This is a genomic window from Hymenobacter qilianensis, assembly GCF_014489555.1.
Classification (GTDB): domain Bacteria; phylum Bacteroidota; class Bacteroidia; order Cytophagales; family Hymenobacteraceae; genus Hymenobacter; species Hymenobacter qilianensis.
In genome coordinates, this window is record NZ_CP060784.1 from 3,554,763 (window position 1) to 3,577,529 (window position 22,767).

Consider the following 22,767-nt stretch of genomic DNA (forward strand, 5'->3'; position numbering starts at 1 on the left):
CCAGGCCCTGTTCCCGTATAGGATAGCAGGTGGGACCGGGCGGGCCGCACCGTTCCTGTTTCGTGGTGTTAACCCAGCTTTACGATGCTCACAGCTCCGCTGCAAGACGCGCTCAACCAACAAATTGCCCTGGAGGCCCAGTCCTCCCAGGCCTACCTAGCCATGGCCTCTTGGGCCGAAATTCAGCCCGGTCTGGACGGGGTAACGACTTTTTTCTATCAGCAAAGCCAGGAGGAGCGGGTCCATATGCTCAAGCTCATCCGCTACGTCAACGAGCGCGGCGGCTTTGCCCTAGTACCCGCCCTAGCGCAACCGGTTCTTACCTTTCAATCCCTGCAGCGGGTCTTTCAGGACTTCCTGCACCACGAGATGGCTGTCTCCGCCAGTATCAACGATCTGGTGGGCCTGGCCCTTCATGAGCGGGACTTTGCCACCCACAACTTTTTGCAGTGGTACGTCTCGGAGCAGCTGGAGGAGGAAGCACTGGCCCGCACCCTCAACGACAAGCTCGAGCTGGTGGGTGACGACAAAAGCGGCATTTACCTATTCGATAAAGACATCCTGCTCTTTCGCAGCCACGTCGCCGCCAAGGGCAACGCCGCCCCCAGCTAAGGGCCACTCGGCGCGGGAAGTGGCCCGACCAACAAAGGTGCGGACCAGCCGCCAGCAGGTGCAGAGATACAACAACTTGATGGGCACAAAAAAGCCCCCACCCGAGGGGCGAGAGGCTTTTCGTGCCTCCACCGGCCTTAGCTTGTCGGCCCGGCGTCCACTCTTGCCTCGACGGTGCTCTGCACGGTGCTCGAGACGGCCGAGAGAATGTTGTAGCCCGTGGCCGCTTCAATGGCATCGACCGTGGTGCGGTAGCTGCCCCAGCTCGTGCTGAGGGTGTTCGTGTTGGGCATATCCACGGCAATCACGCGCGTGCCGCTGCTCACCCGACTCGCGTCTGAGGAGCCCTCGGGCAGCACGACCACAACTTTCCAGGTGCGTGCAGGCACCGTCACGCGGCCCGCATCCAGTGTCGTCTTGTAGCCAGCGGAGCCCGTGCCCCCCTTGCCATAGCTGCCGGCAATCACGTACAGCTCGTAGCCCTGACCCACCAGTGTGCGGCAGTAATTCTCCAGATTTGCCCAGGTTTGCTGGTTGTTGGTCGGCGCCTGGGGCATCATATTGGTCATTTTAAAGGTGGCCGAGTTATCGGCAATCGAGGCCGTGCGATCCGCCGATGGGCACAGGTGACCCCGATCGAAGCCCGAGCCGGAATAGCTGGTGCTGGTCACGCGGTACCAGCCCGTGGGCAGGGCGGCGTCCGTGGAAAAGTTGTCCTGGCGCGGGGTGCTGCCCAGCCAGGCGCTGCTCAAGTGCCAGCTGACCCAGTTCGGTACCCCCGGTCGCGGTGGTAAGACATGGTAAACTGAGATTTCACGAGCAGGTAGTTCCAGTAGTAATACGGGTCGGCGATGGCGCCGCTGGGATTGCCCAGGGCCAGATGGCTGTCGCGGGTAGCATCCTGGCTACTAGGCGCCGCGGTGGGCGAGGGAACGGGGGCCACGAGCTCGTCTTTTGAGCAGGAAACGGCCAGGGTTAGCAGCACCAGCAGGGTGCTCAGGCGGGTAACAGTACGCTTCATAGAACAGGGGTTAGGGGATGGTGGCAAGGTCAGGCAAAGGTCTTCCGGCTAGCCTGAACTAGGCGGCGTCCTAGATTAGGGATTTATTATCAATTTATTACCACTTGACCCGGCAGTTGCCGCACCAGCCACCCAACAGCCGGCAGCTGTACCCTGGACTTTTTTAATACATGCCCATTGCCGATTCGGTCATCCAGACACGAGTATTGGGCCGCAAAACTCACGCAGTCCAGGTCGGTTTTTCTATTGCGTACACAAAGTTGAGCTGGGGCGACTCGCCGTAATAGGCCACTTCCTGCTCGGCAACCTTGGTGGCGCCCAGCCGCTGGATGGCGATTTGTGAGCGCACGTTGCCCGCCCCAATGTGAAACCGGACCGTATCCACGAACTGAAACACATAATCCAGCAGCAGGCGTTTCACGGCATGGTTGACGCCGGTGCCCCAGGACTGCCTGCCGTAGAAGGTGTAGCCGATCAGGATGCTGTTATCGGGGGCATTGTAGTCGTAGAGGCGGGTGCTGCCCAGCGTGGCGCCCGTCGCTTTATCCACCACTTTAAAGGCCCCGCCGCTCTGCATGGCCCCCTCGAAAAAGGAGGTAAATACCTCTTGTCGCCAGCGGTCCTTATTGGGGTGCTGTTCCCAAATCTTAGGGTCGGCCGCAACGGCGTATAGGTCCGCAAAGTCTGCCGCCTGCAAGGGCAGCAGCCGGAGAGTATCGGTTTCTAAGTGGGGTTGCAGTGAGAAGGGAGGCATGGCAGGAAAAGATGAAGGGTAGGGAATCGGGCGCGCAGGCGCTAACCAAAGCTGGGGACGAAGATTGGAAAAGTACGTTTTATACGACGCTTTTGGCGCTATTCGGTCGCGGGCTATTATCTACGTCTCTTGAGAGAACTTGTAGGAAGGCAGTGCTATGGGTGCGGGGACGCCGAAGAACGCCTGGGGGCTTTTTTCTAAGAGGCTGCCTCCCATACGGTTTGCTAACGCCGCCCTTCTTGAACTCTAAGGCTGCGTGTTGATAGTTTAATAGCTTCTGAGGAAAAAAGCCCCCTAGCGTCATTGGAGGCCCCGCCACCTAATAAAAGAGGCCGGATGCTTCAACCGACCGGGATTTGAGGCCACCTTTGCCGTCCACTGTCAAAAAGCCCCCCAGGATGAACGCAACGGAGCAAGAAGAGAGAGAATACCTGGAAGTAATTAAGGAGAAGCTGACCGTGGCCATTCGGCGGGTCGATGATGCCGTCAAGCAATTTTCCCACGAGCTTCGGGAGAAAAAGCAGTACCTCCACGAACACCAGTCCAGCCTGGACGACGCCGACATGGTCGCCGCCGACCAATCCATTAACCGCATGGCTTTTACGGGCGAAGCGGCCGTGGCCCGGAAGCACAAGCTCCTCAAGCTAGGGCAGTCGCCCTACTTTGGCCGCATTGATTTTGCCCCCAGAATAAGGTAGCGTTGCCCGTGTACATCGGGATGTACTCCTTCGTCGATGAGCAACAGCGGCAGGGCCTGATCTACGACTGGCGGGCCCCCATTGCCTCCCTGTTCTACGACTACGAGTTGGGGGCCGCCTCCTTCACCACCCCGTCGGGCCCCATCCGTGGCACCATTGCGCTAAAGCGGCAGTACAAGATACGGGACGGCCGCCTGGAGTTTATGATCGACAGTGACGTCAACATTCACGACGACGTACTGCAGCGGGAGCTGGCCAAGTCCTCCGACGATAAGATGAAGAACATCGTCGCCACCATTCAGCGGGACCAGAACGCGGTGATCCGCAACGAAACCGCGCAGGTGATGGTCATTCAGGGCGTGGCCGGCTCGGGCAAAACCTCCATTGCCTTGCATCGCCTGGCCTTCCTGTTGTATCGCTATCGGGACACCATCAAAGCCAAGGATTTGCTCATCATCTCGCCCAACAAAGTTTTCGCCGACTACATCTCCAACGTCTTGCCTGAGCTGGGGGAAGAGCACATCCCCGAGCTAGGCATGGACGAGCTAGCGGCCGACTTGCTAGAAGGCAAGTACCCGTTCCAGTCCTTCTTCGAACAAGTGTCCGCGCTGCTGCAGGACCACGACCCGGCCTTCATCGAACGCATCCGCTTCAAGTCTTCCTTCGACTTCCTCAGCCAGCTAAACCAGTACCTGCTCCACATTGAGAATCACTACTTCGCCGCTACCGACCTGCGGGTGGGCCCCACCCTCGTCCCCGGGGCGTTTCTGGTGGCCAGGTTCAAAACCTACCACCGGGTGCCGCTCTTAAAGCGATTGGCGCTGGTTGCCGAGGATGTGCGCGCCTATGTCCGGGACGCCACCCGCCGGAAGCTAACGGGGCGGGAGAAGGCAACAATCGGAGAAGCGATTTTCCGCCTGTTCAGGTTTCAGCAGGTGCTGGATTTCTACCGGGATTTTTATCGCTGGATCGGTCGGCCCGAGCTGTTTAGGTACGACCAGCGCACGCGCTTGGAATACGCGGATGTCTTTGCCCTGATCTACCTGCGCCTGCGCCTGGAAGGCCTGAGTGCCTACGACCAGGTCAAGCACCTGCTGGTGGACGAGATGCAGGACTATACCCCCGTGCAATATGCCGTGTTGTCGCGGTTGTTCGCGTGCCGCAAAACCATTCTGGGCGATGTCAGCCAGACGGTGAATCCCTACAGCGCTTCCTCCGCCGAAACCATCGAACGGGTCTTCCCGCAGGCCGACGTAGTAAAGCTGTACCGCAGCTACCGCTCCACGGTCGAGATAACGACCTTTGCGCAGCGCATCACGTCCAATCCTCACATCATCCCGCTGGAGCGGCACGGACCGGAGCCCGTCGTGGTGCGCTGCGGCAGCCCAGCCGAGGAGTGGCAGACCATTCAGCAGCTGATCACGGACTTCCAAGGCTCCAGCCATCAGTCCTTGGGTATCATCTGCAAAACCCTGCGGCAGGCTCAGGAGGCCTATCGAGTGCTGCAAGCCCCCGCGGTTCATTTACTTACCGAGGAATCCACTTCCTTCACCGAAGGCATCGTCATCACCACGGCCCATCTGGCGAAAGGACTGGAATTCGACGCGGTGCTGGTTCCTTTTGCTTCCGCCCCGACGTATAAAACGGAGGTAGATAAGCGCATGCTCTACGTAGCCTGCACGCGGGCCATGCACCAGCTCACCCTGACGCATACCGGGGAGCTCACCGCCTTCTTGTCCGTCTGAAACGCGGTCTAGGCTACTCCCTGGCCGATAAAACCCACGGGGCCACGATTCCGCGTATTAGCACCGGCGCGCCGTGCGCGCCGGTGCCATTAGTGAGTTAGCCGGGATGTGCCCGCCAATACCGTTGTGGCAAGCACCCCCGCCTAAGTGATTGAAGCCATTGACGCGGTTGGGGCAAGCTAGCAGGTGTTCTCCTGACCACGGAGCGAAAAAGGATGCACCCGCTAGCTGCGGCCGGCTACTCCTCAGTCCGCTCAGCCGCTGATCGGCCATCGGATCAGGCTGGCGCCGTGGCTTAGAAATGCCCCCTAGCAATACGCCACCTAGCGCCTATGCCCCTAAGTGCGGGGTTTCCGCCCACAGGTGATGACTGGTTGCCTTCCAGGGGAATTTGGGTAGAAAAGAGGCCAGCACGTTACTGGTTGAAAGCGATGCGAATGAGGGAGGAAGCGGATTCCACGCCTGCCACGAAATCCACGTCGGCGTCGCCATCTAAGTCGCCAATTGCCAGCCCGTGAACAGTCCTTCCCAACGCCACCTCCGACCCGCCGGCAAACGTGCCGGCGGTGTTAAATCGCACACTGACGTTGCCGCCCTGCAAATTGCCGGTGAGCAGGTCTAAGTCGCCGTCGCTGTCCAAATCGGCTAGGCGCAGCTGCTCGGGGTAATTCCCGACCGAAACGGAAGCGCCCGTGGGGGCAAACTGTCCTTGTCCGTTGTTGAGTCGGGTTTCGACGGTATTGCTGCCGGCGCAGCCCGCCAGCAGGTCCAAGTCGCCATCCCGGTCCAGGTCTGCCAGCGCCACCGCGGCCGGATTGTTGGGCATCAGGGTAGCAGCCGCAGGGCCGAAGGTGCCATTGCCCTGGTTGCGGCAAGTATAGATGTACCCCGACGAAAAACCCGTGGTAAGCAGGTCCAGGTCCCCATCATTGTCTACATCGCCCAGGGTAAGGGCGCCCGTGCCGCCGGCCACCGCCACTTCGGAGCCCCCGCCAAACATCCCATTACCCTGGTTGAGACGAACGCTCGCCACGGTTTGCCCGTTGCTGTTCGTGTGCACGACCAGGTCCAGGTCGCCGTCGCTATCCAGATCGGCCGTGGCCAGGGAATAGGCTGTAACCAGGACGGGCACTTCCGAGCCGCCCCCGAAATTGCCGCGTCCATCGTTGAGGCGCACACTAACCGCATTGCTCCCGCCGCCCGCCGCCAGCAGGTCCAGATCGCCATCGCTGTCCAGATCGGCCGTCGCCACCGCCCAGTCGCCGCCGCCATTGCCGACCCGCACAGCCGTGCTGCCGCTAAACGTACCCTGCCCGTCGTTGAGGCGCACCGCCACTTGGTTCGAGGAGACACCCAGACTGCCGCCCAAGGGAAAAAGCAGGTCGAGGTCGCCATCGCTGTCAATGTCGGCGAGCGCCTCCCCCCTGAACCGTAATTCCGGGGGACACTGCTTCCCGTAGTGAAGGTGCCCCGGCCCGGCCCGGTGGCCGCTGTCGTAAACTGCAGCACCTGCGGTTGTACTGCCCGCCCGTTGGTGCCGCGCACGGTGGCCGGTACGCTCACGCTCACGGGCTCGCCGGCAAAGAAGCCTCCGGCCACCGCCAGCGAAACTGTGCGGCCCGCAACCGTGGCCGTCGTTGCACGCCGCCCTTGGCGCTGGGTCCCGAGCACCGTGATGGCACCCGCGGTGGCGGGGTCTATAGGGGAAGAAAAGGTCAGGGGCAGCGGCGCGGTGTGTGGTACCGACGGCGCGTTGCGTAAGGGCGTATCCGGCAGCAGGTACGGGGCCTGAGCATTCTTGGGGGGCAAAATATAGTCTTCCAGCAAGTCACAGGAGGAGAGTAACAGGATACTACTGGATAAGAATAGGAGCGGGTAGAGTAGGCGTTTCATAGAAGTAACGAGTTAACATTGTGCTAATTATATGCTAAATATGTGGCCGAGAACTATCGCAGGGCTCAAGCGCGCGGGTGTGGTTAGCGTGAGCTGGCACCTCACTCGATGGGGTCGGTGCACAGGAGAACGGGGTTGTCATCGCGAGCCAAGGCGCTCAATTACCAAACCGACGGGCTGGGAACAGACGGGAACCAAGAACTTATTACTAGCATAATATACAGAAAGTATATAATAAAATTGGCAACGTACCGCCTATCCTTAAGCCTTCTGGTTGCTACCTGGCATGACCCCGCGAGCTGGGAGCTAAGTGCCTCTACTTCGAGTAGCACGCAGGTAGAGGATAAAAATATCAGGCGGCGCGGTGGTTACGGCTCGTTGCCAGAGCAGGTGGCCCAAGGGACAAGATAGACGAGGCAAACACCAAGAAGGGTACCTACTGTGCCGTGACTTAACTCGCTTTGTACCAACAGCTCAGTATCTGACAAAGCGCAGGGCTGTAGCTGTCAAATTCTGCTTTTCTACTCTTGGGTACATCAACATATCCATCAGCAACTGTGGCGGCCGGGCCGCGGAGCGGCCTTAGCGGCCTACAGAATAGGTTTTGCGCTGCGTGCCCACGCCCGTAATCTTGACGGACTGCCAGCCCGCGGGCAAGGTGGTTTTGCTTTGCGTGATGCCGGTGGGCGTAATATTTAGCCCCCAAACCCCATGAGTACGGCCTGCAAAACGCCCCCCGCGCCGGTAGCGAAGTAAGGGTTGGTGCCTCCCTTGGTTTCGGCAATGACCCGAAAGGGGGGCAGTAGATTAGGCTCGTAGGCATCTTTAAACCAATGCCGCGCCTTGTCGGCGTCGCCGAGACGAGCGTAGAGCAACGCGAAAATGCCCTGTGTCATGGCAGGCGTGCCTTCATTGGGAACGCGGGTTTCATAGTATGCAAGGTCCTTTTTGATCTGGGCTGGGGCCGTAATGACGTTCAGCGGGTAGGCCAGCAGGTTCACGTCGCCTTGCTTGATGCCTTCGCCTTTGTAAGTGGCATGCTCCCGGGTCACGCCGTCGGCCATTTTCAGAATCGGGATGTTGCGGGCCACGTGCAGCCAATCGGCGTTGGCCTTCAGGCCGAGCAGCCTGGCGGCGGCCGTGGCATTTTGCAAATTTACCTGGGCGGCGGCGTTAGTGAAGGCATCGTTGTCCACGTTTTCGGCCCACTCGTCGGCGGCTACCACGTTCTTGATGTCGTAGCGACCAGGGCCGTTGCGCTCCACGCGACTAGCCCAGAAATCGGCGGTGGCCGACAGGATGGGCCAGCCTTTTTCGCGCAGCCACTCCTTGTCCTGGGTCACGCAGTAGTACTGCCAGGCGGCCAGGGCCACGCAGGCGGAGATATGGTGCTCAAACGGGCCGCTCAGGGCCCAGACCGGGGTTTCCTCCACGCCCGTATCGGCGCTTTCCCAGGGGTACATGGCCCCCTGGTAGCCGTGGGCGAAGGCGTTGCGCCGGGCCGCCTCCAAGCGTTGGAAGCGGTACTCAATCAGGGACTTAGCGATTTGCGGGTGCATGACCGCCAGCACCGGAAACATCCACACATCGGTGTCCCAGAAAACGTGGCCATTATAGCCCAGCCCCGACAAGCCCATGGGCGAGGGCGAGTAGTCGGTGCCGGCCCGCGAAAAGCTGTAGAGGTGGTAGAGCATGCTGCGCACATCCTGCTGGGCCTGCGGGTCGCCCTCAATCTGGATGTCGCTCTGCCACAGCTCATTCCAGGCTTTGGTATGAAACGCTAATAAGCGGTCCTTGCCTTCGAGGCGGGCAAAGATGGTCAGGCGCTCGGCCTCATTCAGCGGGTCGGCGTGGTGGGCGCTGGTGATGGAGGAGCCGGTCACGGCGTAGGTGTAGGTCTGGCCGGCGGGCAGCTTTTTGCTGAACTTCATCAGGTGCATGTTGTTGTCCCACATCTCATGGATCACCCGCGGCTCCTGCCCGTGCGCCTCATTGAACAAAAAGCTGTTGGACGCGCAGAGCTGCAGCTTGCCCGTGGGGCTTTGGGCCGAGGAAGTGAGCAGGCTGAGCGTGACGTGGGGCCGGTCAATCTCGTTGTAGTAGTTCTGGGCGTCGCGCAGGGCGTCCGGGGTTTCCATTACGCTGGCCGCCGTCAGGGCAAGGTCCTTTTTGGCCGTTATCGACACATCCAGCAGCACCGTAAACGGCAGGTGGCGCAGGGCGTAGTAAGTGTAGCTAATGGTGGCCTTGTCCTGGTAGTCGAAGGTGGTGGTGAGGGCCGCGCGGCGCATGTCCAGCTCCTGGCGGAAGTTGCTTGCATCCTGGGGGCCTAGCCGCCGGTCGTCCACTTCCAGGTACATATTCAGCAGGTTGAAGCTGTTCAAGAAATTGCTCACCCGCCCCCGCCCGTACTGGTCGTAGGCCCCGGCCAGCACCACGTTCTTGACCTGAAACGGTGCCGGCGACGACACAATGCCGATCATGCCGTTGGCCACCGTCACGCCGTAGTAGTTGCCCGGGTCAATCTTATTCGCCGTAATGCGCCACGGGTCGGGCGTCTGGGCAAGAGTGGGGGGCAAAATCAACAGGCAAAACAACGCCAGCGCGCATAGGCCAACGAACCGCTTTTGGGGGGCTTTTTTGGGAAGCTGGGGGGCAAATTCCGGCATTTGGGAAGGGAAACGTGGGGTGGGAAGTAGTTGACTAAGAAGGTACCTGCGTTAGCTCATAAAATGCTGTAATGATGTAGAGACGCAATACTTTGCGTCTCTTCGTTGAACAACTGCCATACGGCGCGGGCGAGGAGACGCAAAGTATTGCGTCTCTACACGCGAATATGCACTAGCCAACTTAGGCGCTACCGCAGCGGCACCACCACGGCCTGCCACGGCTGCAGCGCCAAAGTAGCGGCCGGCGTGAAGGTAGGATAGTTGTTAAGCCAGGGCTGGCCACCGAGCTTCAGCGTAGCGGGCAGCGCCCAAGTGCGCTTGTCGGAGGAGAAGTTTAGCGCCACCAGCACCCGTTCCTGGTCCAGCGTGCGGGTGTAGGCGTAGATGTGCGGATTGGCTGCGTCGAGCAGCTGGTACTGGCCGTACACCAGCACTTTATGTTGGCGGCGGACGGCCGTAGCCCGGCGGAAATGATTTAGAATGGAATTGGGGTCTTTTTCCTGGGCGGCCCGGTTTATCTGCCGGTAGTTGGGGTTCACTTTTAGCCAGGGCCGGCCGGTCGTGAAGCCCGCGTTGGGGGAGGCATCCCACTGGAAGGGCGTGCGGCAGTTGTCGCGGGCGGTGCGCTTGGCGGTGGCCAAAAAGCCCCCAGGTCGCCGCCCTGGTTTTTTACCTTCTGATAGCCGTTCAAGGTCGCCACATCGCGGTAGTCCTCGATGCGGTCGAAGCGAATGTTGGTCATGCCTAGCTCGTCGCCGTTGTAGCAGTAGGGCGTGCCGCGCATGGTCAGGATAAACGTGTTGAGCAGCTTAGCCGAGGCCGCCCGAAACGCGGGCCGGTCGTCACCGAACTTGCTGACCATGCGCGGTACGTCGTGGTTGGCCAGAAAAATAGAAAGCCAGCCTTTCCGGGCAAAAGCGCTGTCCCAGCGGGTGTACACCTGCTTGAAGTCGGTGAGCTTATAGCCCTCGGGCCCGTTGCCGATGTCCATGCCCTCGAAGTGGTAGGCCATGTTCAGCTCCCGGCGGGCGGGGTCCACAAACTTCATGGCCTCGGTGGGCGAGTCGCCCGCGCCTTCGGCCACGGTCATCACGGGGTATTTGCTGAGTACCTCGCGGTTCATCTCCTGAATGTAGGCGTGCAGGTTGGGGCCGCTGCTGTAGTATTTCAGAATCTGCTTTTCGTAGCCGGCCGGAAACGCCGGGAAGGTCGTGTCCTTGGCCACGTACTGAAAGGCGTCCATCCGAAAGCCGTCGATGCCCTTATCCAGCCAAAAGCGCATGATGCTGTGCACCTCCTGGCGCAGCTTGGGGTTTTCCCAGTTCAGGTCGGGCTGCTTGCGCGAGAAGTAGTGCAGGTAGTAGGCGTTGGTGAGCGAATCGTATTTCCAGGCGTCACTGTTCACGTCGAAGAAGCTGTAGCGCGGCGTGGGCTTGCCCTTCTCGGCCGGCCACCAGTGGTAGTAGGCGCGGTACGGATTCTGGCGCGAGCTGCGCGCTTGTTTAAACCACTCATGCTCGTCGCTGCTGTGGTTTACCACCAGGTCCATCACCAGCTTCAGGCCGCGCTCATGCAGTCCCTTGAGCAGCGCATCGAAGTCCTGCATGGTGCCGAACTCGGGCTGAATCCGGCGGTAGTCGGAGATGTCGTAGCCGTTGTCGTCGTTGGGCGAGGCGTAGATCGGGTTCAGCCAGATCGTCTCCACACCCAGGCTCTGGAGGTAGTCGAGTCGGGAAATAATGCCGCGCAAGTCGCCCACGCCGTCGCCGTTGCTGTCCTGAAAGCTGCGCGGATAAATCTGGTAGACCACCGTTTCCTTCCACCATTTCTCGTTTTGGCTTTGGGCCGTCGGCTTGGCCGCTGGGGGGCTTTTTTCAGTGCTCTCCTGCGCCTGGCCGCAGCCCCATAGAGCCAGCAGTAGCGTGGCCAGCAAGCTTATCGCGAGGATTTTCATACCGAATGCTCAAGGTGTCAGACCACAAATAAAACCGGCCGCTGGCCGCTGCCGTTTTGCAGCACCCAACGGCCGGTTTTATTTGCTACTGGCTCGTAGTTAATGGTTAATAGCCCGGATTCTGGGTGATGTTGCGGTTCACATCCACCTGCGTCTGCGGCACGGGATAGATCAGGTACTTCGGGTCGCTCTGGGGCTTGTCTTTACGAGCCAGCAGAAACTTGCCGAACCGGATCATGTCCTGCCGCCGCCACGACTCGCTGTACAGCTCCCGGCCCCGCTCATCGAGCAGCACGTCAAGATTAAGCGAGGTCAGGGCGCCGGCAGTGCGCGAGGGGTGAGTGCGCAAGGAATTGACGATGGCCAGCGGCGTGGCCCCGTACGGTCCGGCGCTGGTAGGCGTGCCGCCCCGCAGAATGGCTTCGGCCTTCATCAGCAGCACGTCGGCCAGCCGGAAGCTCACATGATCATTTTCGGCCCCGTTGCCACCTCTGGCCTCGCTGGCATAATCCACGGGGTATTTTATGGGCCGGATGCCCTTCGCTTCGAGGTCGGCGCCGGTTTCAAACAGGTTAATTTCCTTGGTGAAAGCCAGCGGCGCCCCGCCCCGCGTGGTGAGCGGAGCATCGGTGAGCAGGTTGTACTGCTGGCCAATGAGATAGCCTACATTGATGCGCCGGCCCGGATTGGCGGGGCCGCCCGGTACGTCGTACGCTATACCCCGGCGCTTGTCGGTGGGCCCAAACAGGTCGTACGCCTCGGCCGTAGCGGCCGGGCCATTGTAGCCATCCACGGGCCGCATGTTGTAGTGCGACACGAATTTCCACAAGTCGCGCAAGGGGCCGCTATTGCCGAAGGTATTGGCCTGGGTGAAGATGTTTTCCCGGCCAATTGTCGAGTTGTTGGGCGCGAAGTTGTCGAAATAGTTATCCGTGAAGGAGTACTTGCCACTGTTGATTATTTCGTCGGCCAGCTTAATCACCTGGTTCATGTCGGCCGCGGCGAAGGTCGGGGCCGCGCGGTTGGCATACACGCCCTTGTTGAGGTAGCACTTCATCAGCAGCACCCGGGCCGCGTCCTTGGTGGCGCGGCTGACGGGGGCGTCGGGCAGGTTGGCCTGAATGGCGTTCAGCTCACTTACGATGTAGTCGAGGGCCTCGGTGCCCTTGCGCACCCGCGCCAGCTCGCTCAGATTCTCGCCTGGTTCCCGGTAGAGCACCTGGTCGTAGAGGTCGAGCACCAGATACATGGCCCAGGCCCGCAGAAACCGCGACTCGGCCTCCTGCTGCGGGTTAGGAGAAAAGCGCAGCAGGTCGGTGGAGGCGTAGATAATGCCATTGAGCTGGGTGTAGGTTTCGCGCACCCGCTCGTTATTGGCATCCCAGGTATGGTTGTAGAGGGCGCGCCACTTACCGTTGTCGTCCCAGTCGGGCCCGCGGGTGGGCATGATGCGGGCATCGGTGGACACTTCCTGAAGGGCAAACACGCTTACGTGGCCCTGAATGGGTTCGCGCTGGGAATTATACACGCCCTGAAGCAGTGATGTAAGCTCGCCGCGCCGAACCTGGCTTTCCGTCAGCTGACCTTCCAGGGTTTCGTCAATCTCACAACTAGTCGCCGCCTGTAATAAAGCCAGAACGGCAGCCGCACAGGCAATCTTGGAGTATCTCATGGTGGGAAAAAGTAGAGGTTACAGATTGAAATTAACGCCGAACGTGAAGGTGCGGGCGCTGGGGTAGGGCAGGTAGTCAATTCCCACCGAAGGCACTTGGTTGGCTCCGCGCTTCACCGTGTTTACTTCCGGGTCAAACCCATCGTAGTCGGTAAGCACGAACAGGTTCTGACCCGTGACATATACCCGGGCACCCTTCATGAAGGTGCTCACGTCGCCGATGGCATAGGAAAGCGTCAGGTTGGACATTTTTAGGAAATCCCCTTTTTCCAGGTAGCGCGTAGTGGCTGCCGACGGGTTGCCGGTTGCTTCTTTAATTGGGTTTTCAAACGTGGAGAGGGCAATATTTTTGCCGGCCCCAATCTGGCCCACGTTGCCTACCGCGTTGATCGTGTTGTTGTAAACGTACTGGCCGAATACCCCCGTCATGTTCGCAATCAGAGAGAACTTGCCGTAACGGGCGTTGGCGCTCAGGCCCAGCAGTGTGCGCGGATTAGGACTGCCCGAATAAGCTATTGCCCCGAACTCATTCGACAGGCCATTTTCGTTGAGGCCGTTGTACTGGGGCAGGAAGAAGGCGTTGATGGGGTAGCCGTTGGTGATGAGCTGCGACAAGGCCCCCGTCAGGCCTTGCCCGTTGATGGCTCCGGTCGGAATGGCGGCCCCTACCAGGTCCGATACTTCGTTGCGAATGAAGGTAGCGTTGACGTTGAGGCCTACTTCCACTTGCTCGTTGGTCACCAGCGTGGTTCCCAAGGCCATCTCTACGCCTTTGTTTATAATCTTAGCGTCGAGGTTGTCCCAGCGAATAGCCGCGTTAGCGGGACGGGGCTCGCCGGGGGTAGTCGGAAACAGGATGTCGGTGGTCGTTTTGTTGAAGTAGTCAGCCGAGAAGGTGAGGCGGTTGTTGAATGCCCCGATATCAATGCCAATATTAAACTGGCGGTCTGCTTGCCACTTCAAGTCATCGTTCGCGTCGTTGAGCGGCGACTGGGCCCCGTTGTTGTCCAGAGTGTAGCGAAACTGAGCTGCGCCGGCTGGAAACTCCTGGTTGCCGGTGAGGCCGTAGCCGGCCCGCAGCTTCAGCTGGGTCAGGCGCTCGGCCGGGAAGAAATCTTCCTGGCTCAGGTCCCAGGCTGCGGCAAACGAAGGGAAGTAGCCCACCCGGTTATTCGGTCCGAACTTGGTGCTTTCATCCCGGCGCAGCGTACCGGTCAGTACGTAGCGGTCTTTATAGCTGAAGATGGCCCGGCCAAAAACCGATTGCAGCTCCGACGACGGATCGAAGAAGGACGATACCTGGCGGTTGCCGGCGGCCGAATACTGAATGTAATTGGTATAATCGAGGCCGAAGTTGCCAAAGCCCCCTTCATCCCGATTACCAAAAGCATTCACATTGGAGCCCGAATTACTAAACTTTGTGTACTCGTAGCCCAGCACCGCGTTCAGATTCAGGTCAGTAGCTACGGCTCGGTTGAAGTTAAGCGTGTGAACGATCTGCTGGGTTGTCAGCTCGTTGTTGCTGATGGCGGCAAAGCCCTGCCCTTCAATGCCGGGATAGTTTATCAGGCGCTGATCAATGGAGGTGCGCCGCTCGCCGTTGTTGTAGTTTACGCTCAGCAGCATCCGGTACTCGAGCCAGTCGGTAAACTTATACGAAGGCGCGATGCTGGCCAGGATGGTGTTTACCCGCGAGTCATCGTTGTAAAGCTCCTGGGATGCCAGAGGGTTCACCACGTCGCCGGCCTGAATGAAGAGCGAACCATCCTGATTGCGCAGAGGCTGGGTGGGGTTCCACTGCAATGCCTGCCCGATGAGGCTACCGCGGAAGCCAGCGTCGGTCGTAATGTTGGCCAACTTTTCGAGGAACTGGCTGGTCGCGATGTTTACATCCACGCCCAGCTTCTTGCTTTCCAGAAATTGCAGATTGGTGGAGAAGTTGGCGCTGTACTTCTTGAAGCCGGTTTTGCGCACAATGCCATCCTGGTCGAGGTAGCCCAGGGAGAGGCGGTAGCGGCCGGTTTCACCGCCCCCGCTCATGGCCACGTTGTAGTTTTGCAGGTAGCCGGTGCGCAGAATCTCCTCCAGCGCGTCCACGTCGCCCCCCTTATCGTTGGCGGCCGGTGCCCCATAGTAGGCGATGGCCTCCCGATACTGGCCGGCGTCGAGGAACTCAGGCCGGCGCAGCAGCGTCGAGAAGCCGGTAGAGGCCCCACGCTGAGTATTGGGGCGCCCGTGCGGCCTTTTTTGGTGGTAATAAGAACTACCCCGTAAGCGGCCCGGGAGCCGTAGATAGCCGTGGCCGAGGCATCCTTGAGCACAGTGAAGGTCTCGATGTCATCGGGATTGAGGAAGTTAAGCGGGTTGCTGTCGGCACCGGCGCCCACGTCGGCCGAGGCCACCAGACCGGGCCGGGCTGTGCGGCCATCGAGCGGCACGCCGTCAATCACATACAGCGGCTGGCCAGTACCGGTCACGGCCGAGTTGCCCCGGATGCGGATCGTGGACGGTCCGCCGGGCTGCCCGCTGTTGTTGCTCACCTGCACCCCCGATACCCGGCCCTGAAGCAGCTGGTCGGGGGAGGTGAATGTGCCTTTGTTGAATTCCTTCTCGCCAATTACGGCCACAGCCCCGGTCAGATCTTGCTTTCGCGTGGTACCATAGCCCGTTACGACCACCTCGTTCAGCCTCTGGGTATCTTCCTGCATGGCTACCTGCACCGTCGATTTGCCTGCAACATCAATTTGCTGCGAGGTGTAGCCGATAGACGAGAACGAAAGTGTCGTTGTACCCTCGGGCACGGTTAGCTCGAAGGTGCCGTCGGCGCCGGTGCTGGTGCCGGTAGTGGTGCCGGGAATGATAACTGTGACCCCAGGCAAGGCGCTAGCATTGGCATCGACCACCTTGCCCGAAACGGTCCGGGTAGCTTGCGCCTGGCCCAGGAGGGGAAAGAGCAGGAGCAGGACGCCTACGATCAGCATCCGGAGCCAGGTCGGGTGCTTGCCGCCAGGCGCAACGGCTTCTGCTGGCGCCTTCACGGTGTACTGTTTGTACAGGTTGTTCATAAGTGAAAAAGTGAAATGGTGGGAATTTTTACAGGACCGGGCGCCAAAAAGGGCGGCAACCGCGGCGGTACCCGGGGAAAGTGTTCGGTAACCTAGTGCTGGCCATGCTTCCCAGAGCCCGTATCATAAGGCAGCTGGGTGCCGCGTCAGTAGCCCGAAGCAGCCCCGGGGCAATAATCGGGTCGGCGGGGTGCTACCCAAAAATGGATCAATGTGCCCGGGCCGATTGGTGGCAGGGTAGCGGCGTCAGACCCGGATCAGGGCACGCCAGGACGAAGCGAAAAGGAAGGGTTTTGTCATGTGGGGGGCTTTTTTAGGTATACAAAGAGCAGCTAATTGGTGAGGGGAGAAGCGGCGGTAGTTATGGCGCGAGCCTGAGCAGGGGCGCTGGAATAATTGCGCACACTGCCCCCGTCAACCAAGCAATGGACTTGGTAAAACCTAGATGAAAAGCAGAAAGCAATGGCCCATTCTCCGCTCCGGAAAAGTGCCGGGCCCCGTACCGGGAACCCACGGTGGTACTTATGCTCATGCCCGGCAGGCAGGCTATCCGGACCTGAGTGGAGGGCGCGTTAGGGAAGTAAGGGAAAGCAAAGACGGCCGCCCCGCCTGCGCTCAGGGCCAGGCCAATGGAAGGCCGGAATGAAAGAAATTGCCCCCCAAGCGTAAGAGCGCTACCCAGCAGCACAACAAGCCAGTAGAACGTTTTTTTCATACGCCTGAGTTGATAAGCCTAGTCTTACTGGCAGCCCGCTATGCAGCCTAATGTAGTGACCATTAAGTATATGAATTTTTTTTAGTATATCTACTTATTGTGCTATAATGTTTTAGAATAGTTCATAAACTTGTGTCCTTTGCACGGCAGGGAATGGGTAAAGTGGTACAGAATGGAGGCTATCCTTACTTACCTTCTCGGCTGCTTCTGCTGCGCAAAGGCCCGCAAAAAGCCCCCACAAGGGTTGGGGCGTGTCAGTGAGACTCCCTTGGATTAGCCGACGGGTTTCCGGCGCGGGCTTACGCATAAATAAACTGGATACCGGGCCCCGGCATCCTTGTTGGTCGAGGCCGGGTTGATCATCTGATTCACGCTGACCATGTTCAGACTTTTTACCACATGAGCCTGCGGCCGAGCCCGCTGCGCCTGCTCGCCCAAAGAGTCGGTGAGCCCCACTGGTAGCCGGGCCGAAAGCTGGCCTGAACTTGCAGCGGGCAAAAAGGTTATGGTAATGGTTTTCGGCGGTGGCTACTTATAAGAGGCCCTACTGCTGGAAAAAGCCGGCACTACTTCTATCCTAACAAACGGAAAATTGATGAAAGTCACCCTACTTCTCACGGCTGCGCTGGCGGCTTTTGCACTTCAGGCGCCGGCCCAAACCGCTCCGTCACGCGTAGCCGCTGACCAGATACCGACCCAAAAAGGTCCGCTAACGGTGCAGCCCATCACGCACGGCAGCGTGGTGTTTACCTGGAACGGGAAGACTATTTACGTAGATCCCTACGGCGGGGCGCAGGCTTATGCTGGGCTTGCCGCGCCCGATGTAATCCTCATCACAGACATTCACGGGGACCATCTGGACCCGAAGACACTGGCGGGCCTCTCCGTGGGCAAGGCCCTGCTGGTGGTGCCCCCAGCGGTGGCGGAGCAACTGCCAGCGGAGTACCAGCCGCAGATACGCATCCTGCGCAACGGCCAACGGCTCGATACGCTGGGGCTGCGCGTGGCGGCCATTCCCATGTACAACCTGCCCCAGACGGCCGACGCACGGCACCCCAAAGGCCGGGGAAATGGCTACGTGCTGACCCTGGGGGCAAAAATGTCTATCTGTCCGGCGACACGGAAGACATTGCCGAGATGCGCGCCCTCAAGGGCATCGATGTGGCGTTTGTGTGCATGAATCTGCCCTACACTATGGACGTGCCGCAGGCCGCCCAGGCCGTGTTGGCCTTTCAGCCGGGCATTGTGTACCCCTACCACTACCGGGGCCAGAATGGCCTGAGCGACGTGGCCGCCTTCCAGAAAACCGTGAATGCGGCCAATCGGAAAATCGACGTGCGGCTGCGCAACTGGTATCCGGCCACCAAATAGAAGAACGTAATAACGAAAATGGCCGGCCGAGTAACTGGCTCAGCAGGCCGTGCTGGTGGAGTAAAGCCCAGCCGAATGCTCCTGTCTAAACAAAGTCACCCTCATTCAAGGGGCAACCGAATTTCACTTCCTACGAAAAAGCTGCTGATCCTTTTGCTAACCAGGAAAAGTGAGGGCACGCGCCATTTACACGAAATTGAGCATGGTAATCGGTAGCCGCAAAAAAGCCTAGATCTAACATTAGATCTAGGCTTTCTTTTTCAAACACTATTTCCCTACAAGCTGCTGGGAGCGGTGGGGGCGGCCGGCGGTAGCGTAATGGCATCCACGTTCTTGTCCCGAATAAGCTTGTTCAGGGCCGGCAGGTCTTGCTCCCTGATCATTTTGAACTGACCAAGCTGCTGATTAATCTGCTCGGTCACTTCCTTCTTGAACCCTACGGCCTGCTCCGTAGGCCGGTAGTCGCCGGTGCTGGCCTGCCCGACCAGGTTCGCTAGCTTGTTGTTCAGGCGGATGGGAAAGTTCAGGGGGTCCTGCCCGCTTTTGTTTTTGGTTTGGTACAATGCCTCTTCAATCTGGGTGATTTTCTTGTCGATGGCGCTGGCCGACTCGACGATATCCTTAGCCGGCGCCTGGTCTTTCAACGGACCCGTGATCGTGTTCAACTGGCCGCGCAGGGTGCGGATGTCGCGGATGGCCTCGTGGGTTTCCGTGAGCTTCTGCTGCACATCCTGCAGGAAGTCAAACTGGGCCTGCAGGTCCTGCGGGGTGGCTTTGCTGCGCGGGTCGGGCAGGACGGTAAAGGTTGTTTCCTGGGTTTGCTGGTTGAGTGTGAGGCGCGCTTTGTAGGTGCCCGGCACGGCCCGGGGGCCCTGCGTGCCGCCGCCCCACAGAATCAGGCCTTCAAACTGGCGGGCATCGGGGTAGCTCAAATCCCAGACAAAGCGGTTCATGCCCCGCCGGGTGGGCAGGAGCTCGCGCTTGATCTTGGCTTTTTCCGCTTTCGTCAGATTTTTGCCCCCCAGGTCCTTATCCGTGTTGGCGAAGGTGCGAATAACCTGGCCCCGCGCATCAAGGATGTCGAGCTTCACGGTGCTGGTCGAATCGTGCTTTTGGGCGAAGGAGTAGTAGAGCAGAACCCCGCCCGGATGATTCTGGCCCGCCGTAGGGGAAATCGTGGCCGAGCCGCGGCCCTCCATCCGGTAGCTCGGGGCGGGCGTGTACAAGTGAAACTTGCTGGCGGCCACCGGCGCGCTCAGCTGGTGCAGGGGCGTTAGGTCGTCGAGCAGCCAGAACCCCCGCCCTTGGGTAGCGGCAATGAGGTTGTCGTTTTTGATCGTCAGGTCCGTGATGGGCGTCGGCGGCAGGTTGAGCTGCAGGGGCTGCCACTGCTGGCCATCGTTGAAGGAAACGTACAGACCGTATTCGGTGCCAGCGTAGAGCAGCCCGGCGCGCTTGGGGTCGGCCCGCACCACGCGGGTAAAGTGCGTGTCGGGAATGCCGGTGGTGATTTTTGTCCACGTCTTGCCGTAGTCCATCGTCTTGTAGAGGTAGGGCCGAAAGTCTCCGGACTTATACATGGTGGCCGCCACGTAAGCGGCTCCCTTCGCCGTGGGGTGGGCGTCAATGCTGTTGATTTGAATCCACTCAGGCAGGCCCTTGGGCTGCACCTTCGTCCAGGTCTTGCCCTGGTCGCGGGTAAGGTGCAGCAGGCCGTCGTCGGAGCCCGTCCAGATCACCCCGGCCTCCACCGGCGACTCAGCGAGGGCGAAGATGGTGCCGTAGTACTCCACGGCCGTGTTGTCCTTGGTAATGGGGCCGCCGGAGGGGCCCAGGGTCTTCGGGTCATTGCGGGTCAGGTCGGGGCTGATCACCTGCCAGGACTGGCCTTCGTTGGTCGTGACGTGCAGGTGGTTGGAGCCCGAGTACAGCCGCTTGGGGTCGTGGGGGGAAAACAGCAGGGGGAAGTTCCACTGAAACCGGTACTTCATGCCCTCGGCGCCGTGCCCCATGGGGTTGTCGGGCCACACGTCGATGGCGCGCTCCTGCCGGGTGTCGTGGTCGACGCGGGAGAGGTAGCCGTCGTAGCTGCCCCCGTACACGATGTCGGGGTTCAGCGGATCCACGGCGATATGGGCGCTTTCGCCGCCGGCCGTTGGCTCCCAGTCGCGCTCCTCGATGCTGCGGCCCGCCGTGCGGTGCGGAATGCGCACCGTGGAGTTGTCCTGCTGGGCTCCGTAAATGCGGTAAGGGAAATGGTTGTCGGTCACCACCCGGTAAAACTGCCCGGTGGGCTGGTTGTGGTAGGTGGTCCAGTTCAGGCCCCCGTCGGTGCTGACCTGAGCGCCGCCGTCGTCGGCCATGACCATGCGGTTGGGGTTCTCGGGCGCAATCCACAGATCGTGGTGGTCGCCGTGGGGGGCATCATAGGCCTGGAAGGTGCGGCCCCCGTCCTTGCTTTTGTGGTAGGAAACGTTGAGCACGTACATTACGTCCGCGTCCTTGGGGTCGGCATAAATGCGCGTGTAGTACCAGGCCCGCTGGCGCAGGTTGCGGTCATCCGACAGCTTCTGCCAGTTCTTGCCCCCGTCGTCGGAGCGAAACAAGCCCCCTTTTCGGCCTCCACCATCGCCCACACCCGGCTGGAGTTTACCGGTGAAACGGCTACCCCGATGATGCCCAAGGTGCCCGTGGGCATGCCCTCAGCGCGGGAGATATCCTGCCAGGTGTCGCCGCCATCGGTGCTTTTCCACAGGCCCGAGCCAGGTCCACCCGAGGAGAAGTTATAGGGCGTGCGCCGCACGTTCCAGGTGCTGGCGTAGAGAATGCGCGGGTTGGACGGGTCCATAATCAGGTCCACCGCGCCAGCGTCCTGGTTGGCAAACAGCACGCGCTCCCACTTCCTGCCCCCATCTTTGGAGCGGTACACGCCGCGCATCTCACTCGGCGCGTACAGGTTGCCCATGGCCGCGACGTACACCAGATCCGGATTCTTGGGGTGGATGCGGATACGACCAATGTGGCGCGAATCCTTCAGGCCCACGTTGGTCCAGGTCTGGCCCGCATCCATCGATTTCCACACCCCAAAGCCGGACGACACGTTGCCCCGCACGGTTTGCTCGCCCTCGCCGGCGTACAACACGTTGGGGTCCGATTCGCTGACGGCCACGGCCCCGATGGACCCGCCGAAGTAGCGGTCGGAGATGTTGCCCCAGGTGCCGCCGCCATCGGTGGTGCGCCACACGCCGCCCCCGGCCGTACCCATGTAGTATAAGTTGGGGTTGCCGGGCACGCCCGTCGCCGTGCCGGCCCGTCCGCCCCGGTAGGGACCAATGGAGCGCCACCGCAACCCATTGTATAAGGTGGTGTCGTAGACCGCGGCGGTGCCTTGGGGGGCTTTTTTCCGCTTGGCGCGCTGCTGCGCCTCGGCCGAGGTTGTGAGCAAGAGGAAGAGCAGCGCGCCGATGAAGGCGGTATTCCAGGGTAGCGAATGTTTCATACGCAAAGGGTTGACGGGAAAAGGGCATGGCATAACGGCGCCCCGCCAGTGATGACGGGGCCCAGGACCACGTTGGCCTCCAGGCTAGCCAGAACTCGGGTTTAATGTAGGGAGAAACCCGCTAACCCACGCGGCGATTTTGCGAGTAAAGCGCAAAAAATCAGCCTGAGGTCACTTAATCCGGCGTCGGCAGCCACGGGGCCGGGCCCGCAAAAATCCGGGCCAGGGTATAGCGCCGGGCTTCGCGGGCGCGCAGTTGCCGGGCCCACGGCACGCGTCCGGCAGCTGCGGAGCCTGGCCCCGTGGACTGGTACTCGGCGTAGAAGGCGGTTTGCTCGTTTTTGGGGTCGCGCCAGTTGTCCCAGCCGGCGGCAGTGATGTGGGCGCCTAATTCTGAGTGCAGAAACACGGTGCGCGCGTGCGGCCGCCAGGGTCGGCCTAGATACACTTTCTGCGCCTCAGGGGCCGCCGTGAGACGGCAGTGCCGGAACACCAGCCCGTAGGCCTGGCGCGGCGTGGTGGAAGCGGCCGTGATATAGGAGTTGCTTTTGCTGTGAATTACGCAGCGGTCGAATACGGCCGTGCTGGCGCCGAAGATAAAGTCGGTAGTGCCTTCGATGTAGCAATCCTGATAGTACTGGCGGCTGTTTTCTATGGCCAGAAACAGCGTGTCCTGGTGGCCCAGCATGCGGCAGTGGCGGAACACGGCCCGGTCGCCTTCCACGTGCAGGGCCACAGCTTGGCCGACCGGTCCGGCTGAGTTTTCGAAGGTGATGTTCTCAGCCCAAAAGTCGTTGCCCTGGACACGGACCGTGTGGGATGTGTAGGTGGTATGCCCGGCAGCGTCGCCCGAGTAATCGCCGTAGGTGATAATGACTCCGTCGCGGCTTTCGCCCAGCAGGGTAATGTTAGTTTTCTGGGCGGGGATGACGAGTTTTTCGCGGTAGGTGCCGTTTTTAATAAAGATGGTGGCCCGCACCTGCATGAAGTCGCGCACGGCCATCACCGCCTCCTGAATGGTGCGGTAGTCACCCAAGCCGTCGGGCGCCACAGTCAGGCGCACGGGTTGCGAAAATGATGGCGGGGAGGCAGCTTTAGG

The 22,767-nt window shown here is 60.3% G+C and carries 20 protein-coding genes and 1 pseudogene; 5 read left to right on the forward strand and 16 right to left on the reverse strand.

What is annotated here, in order from left to right; genetic code table 11:
- Positions 1 to 84 precede the first annotated feature (84 nt).
- Positions 85 to 612, forward strand: a complete 528-nt coding sequence (locus H9L05_RS16020) for a ferritin (RefSeq protein ID WP_187731790.1) — start codon at positions 85 to 87, stop codon at positions 610 to 612.
- A gap of 137 nt (positions 613 to 749) precedes the next feature.
- On the opposite strand, the gene H9L05_RS16025 is transcribed toward H9L05_RS16020, so the two are convergent.
- From H9L05_RS16025 to H9L05_RS16030, 3 genes are all read right to left on the reverse strand, one after another.
- On the reverse strand, positions 750 to 1,364 hold the full coding sequence (locus tag H9L05_RS16025) for a DNA/RNA non-specific endonuclease (protein WP_262892553.1): 615 nt from the start codon (positions 1,362 to 1,364) through the stop codon (positions 750 to 752).
- On the reverse strand, positions 1,361 to 1,633 hold the full coding sequence (locus H9L05_RS23995) for a hypothetical protein (RefSeq protein WP_223284500.1): 273 nt from the start codon (positions 1,631 to 1,633) through the stop codon (positions 1,361 to 1,363). Before H9L05_RS23995 ends, H9L05_RS16025 begins: the two co-directional genes overlap by 4 nt.
- A 220-nt stretch (positions 1,634 to 1,853) precedes the next feature.
- Positions 1,854 to 2,387, reverse strand: a complete 534-nt coding sequence (locus H9L05_RS16030) for a GNAT family N-acetyltransferase (RefSeq protein WP_187731791.1) — start codon at positions 2,385 to 2,387, stop codon at positions 1,854 to 1,856.
- A gap of 368 nt (positions 2,388 to 2,755) precedes the next feature.
- Between H9L05_RS16030 and H9L05_RS24000 the strand changes: the two genes are divergently transcribed.
- Complete coding sequence (locus H9L05_RS24000) at positions 2,756 to 3,085, forward strand: hypothetical protein (protein WP_223284501.1); 330 nt, start codon at positions 2,756 to 2,758, stop codon at positions 3,083 to 3,085.
- 8 nt (positions 3,086 to 3,093) lie between these two features.
- Positions 3,094 to 4,830, forward strand: coding sequence for a HelD family protein (locus H9L05_RS16035; protein WP_223284966.1), 1,737 nt, complete (start codon positions 3,094 to 3,096; stop codon positions 4,828 to 4,830).
- Positions 4,831 to 5,245: 415 nt separating this feature from the next.
- Here the strand turns inward: H9L05_RS16035 and H9L05_RS16040 are convergent, their stop codons facing one another.
- The 10 genes and pseudogenes from H9L05_RS16040 to H9L05_RS16080 all read right to left on the reverse strand — a co-directional run bounded on the left by H9L05_RS16040 (position 5,246) and on the right by H9L05_RS16080 (position 17,296).
- Positions 5,246 to 6,235, reverse strand: a complete 990-nt coding sequence (locus tag H9L05_RS16040) for an FG-GAP-like repeat-containing protein (RefSeq protein ID WP_223284967.1) — start codon at positions 6,233 to 6,235, stop codon at positions 5,246 to 5,248.
- A 146-nt stretch (positions 6,236 to 6,381) separates the two neighbouring features.
- Positions 6,382 to 6,723 (reverse strand): annotated as a pseudogene (locus tag H9L05_RS26990) (hypothetical protein); the annotation flags it as partial.
- Positions 6,724 to 7,418: 695 nt separating this feature from the next.
- Positions 7,419 to 9,392: a glycoside hydrolase family 65 protein gene (locus tag H9L05_RS16050; RefSeq protein ID WP_223284502.1), complete on the reverse strand. Its 1,974-nt coding sequence runs from the start codon at positions 9,390 to 9,392 to the stop codon at positions 7,419 to 7,421.
- Positions 9,393 to 9,580: 188 nt separating this feature from the next.
- Positions 9,581 to 10,033, reverse strand: coding sequence for an alpha-amylase family glycosyl hydrolase (locus H9L05_RS24005; RefSeq protein ID WP_223284503.1), 453 nt, complete (start codon positions 10,031 to 10,033; stop codon positions 9,581 to 9,583).
- Positions 9,934 to 11,346: an alpha-glucosidase gene (locus H9L05_RS16055; RefSeq protein ID WP_223284504.1), complete on the reverse strand. Its 1,413-nt coding sequence runs from the start codon at positions 11,344 to 11,346 to the stop codon at positions 9,934 to 9,936. Before H9L05_RS16055 ends, H9L05_RS24005 begins: the two co-directional genes overlap by 100 nt.
- Positions 11,347 to 11,452: 106 nt before the next feature.
- On the reverse strand, positions 11,453 to 13,018 hold the full coding sequence (locus H9L05_RS16060) for a RagB/SusD family nutrient uptake outer membrane protein (RefSeq protein ID WP_187731793.1): 1,566 nt from the start codon (positions 13,016 to 13,018) through the stop codon (positions 11,453 to 11,455).
- Positions 13,019 to 13,036: 18 nt separating this feature from the next.
- On the reverse strand, positions 13,037 to 15,115 hold the full coding sequence (locus tag H9L05_RS16065; RefSeq protein WP_223284505.1) for a SusC/RagA family TonB-linked outer membrane protein: 2,079 nt from the start codon (positions 15,113 to 15,115) through the stop codon (positions 13,037 to 13,039).
- The gene (locus H9L05_RS24010) at positions 15,055 to 16,083 is read right to left on the reverse strand and encodes a carboxypeptidase-like regulatory domain-containing protein (RefSeq protein ID WP_223284506.1); all 1,029 of its coding nucleotides are present in this window, start codon (positions 16,081 to 16,083) and stop codon (positions 15,055 to 15,057) included. The genes H9L05_RS16065 and H9L05_RS24010 overlap by 61 nt, the downstream gene beginning before the upstream one ends.
- A 361-nt stretch (positions 16,084 to 16,444) precedes the next feature.
- Positions 16,445 to 16,798 (reverse strand): hypothetical protein, encoded by a 354-nt coding sequence (locus tag H9L05_RS16075; RefSeq protein WP_187731794.1) that lies wholly within the window; start codon positions 16,796 to 16,798, stop codon positions 16,445 to 16,447.
- 273 nt (positions 16,799 to 17,071) lie between these two features.
- The gene (locus H9L05_RS16080) at positions 17,072 to 17,296 is read right to left on the reverse strand and encodes a hypothetical protein (protein WP_187731795.1); all 225 of its coding nucleotides are present in this window, start codon (positions 17,294 to 17,296) and stop codon (positions 17,072 to 17,074) included.
- Between the two features lie 97 nt (positions 17,297 to 17,393).
- Here H9L05_RS16080 and H9L05_RS16085 point away from each other — a divergent pair, with 97 nt between their 5' ends.
- Both H9L05_RS16085 and H9L05_RS26325 read left to right on the forward strand, forming a co-directional pair.
- Positions 17,394 to 17,978 carry an MBL fold metallo-hydrolase gene (locus H9L05_RS16085; protein ID WP_317174990.1) on the forward strand — a complete coding sequence of 195 codons (585 nt, stop codon included), beginning with the start codon at positions 17,394 to 17,396 and terminating at the stop codon, positions 17,976 to 17,978.
- A complete protein-coding gene (locus tag H9L05_RS26325; RefSeq protein ID WP_317174991.1) occupies positions 17,936 to 18,169 on the forward strand; it encodes an MBL fold metallo-hydrolase in 234 nt (77 codons plus the stop codon). The genes H9L05_RS16085 and H9L05_RS26325 overlap by 43 nt, the downstream gene beginning before the upstream one ends.
- A 275-nt stretch (positions 18,170 to 18,444) precedes the next feature.
- Here H9L05_RS26325 and H9L05_RS26995 read toward each other — a convergent pair whose 3' ends face one another.
- From H9L05_RS26995 to H9L05_RS16095, 3 genes are all read right to left on the reverse strand, one after another.
- Positions 18,445 to 20,775 carry a WD40/YVTN/BNR-like repeat-containing protein gene (locus H9L05_RS26995; protein ID WP_394368498.1) on the reverse strand — a complete coding sequence of 777 codons (2,331 nt, stop codon included), beginning with the start codon at positions 20,773 to 20,775 and terminating at the stop codon, positions 18,445 to 18,447.
- Positions 20,658 to 21,668 carry a WD40/YVTN/BNR-like repeat-containing protein gene (locus H9L05_RS26330; protein WP_317174992.1) on the reverse strand — a complete coding sequence of 337 codons (1,011 nt, stop codon included), beginning with the start codon at positions 21,666 to 21,668 and terminating at the stop codon, positions 20,658 to 20,660. The genes H9L05_RS26995 and H9L05_RS26330 overlap by 118 nt, the downstream gene beginning before the upstream one ends.
- A gap of 175 nt (positions 21,669 to 21,843) precedes the next feature.
- A complete protein-coding gene (locus H9L05_RS16095) occupies positions 21,844 to 22,731 on the reverse strand; it encodes a pectinesterase family protein (RefSeq protein WP_223284507.1) in 888 nt (295 codons plus the stop codon).
- Positions 22,732 to 22,767 lie beyond the last annotated feature (36 nt).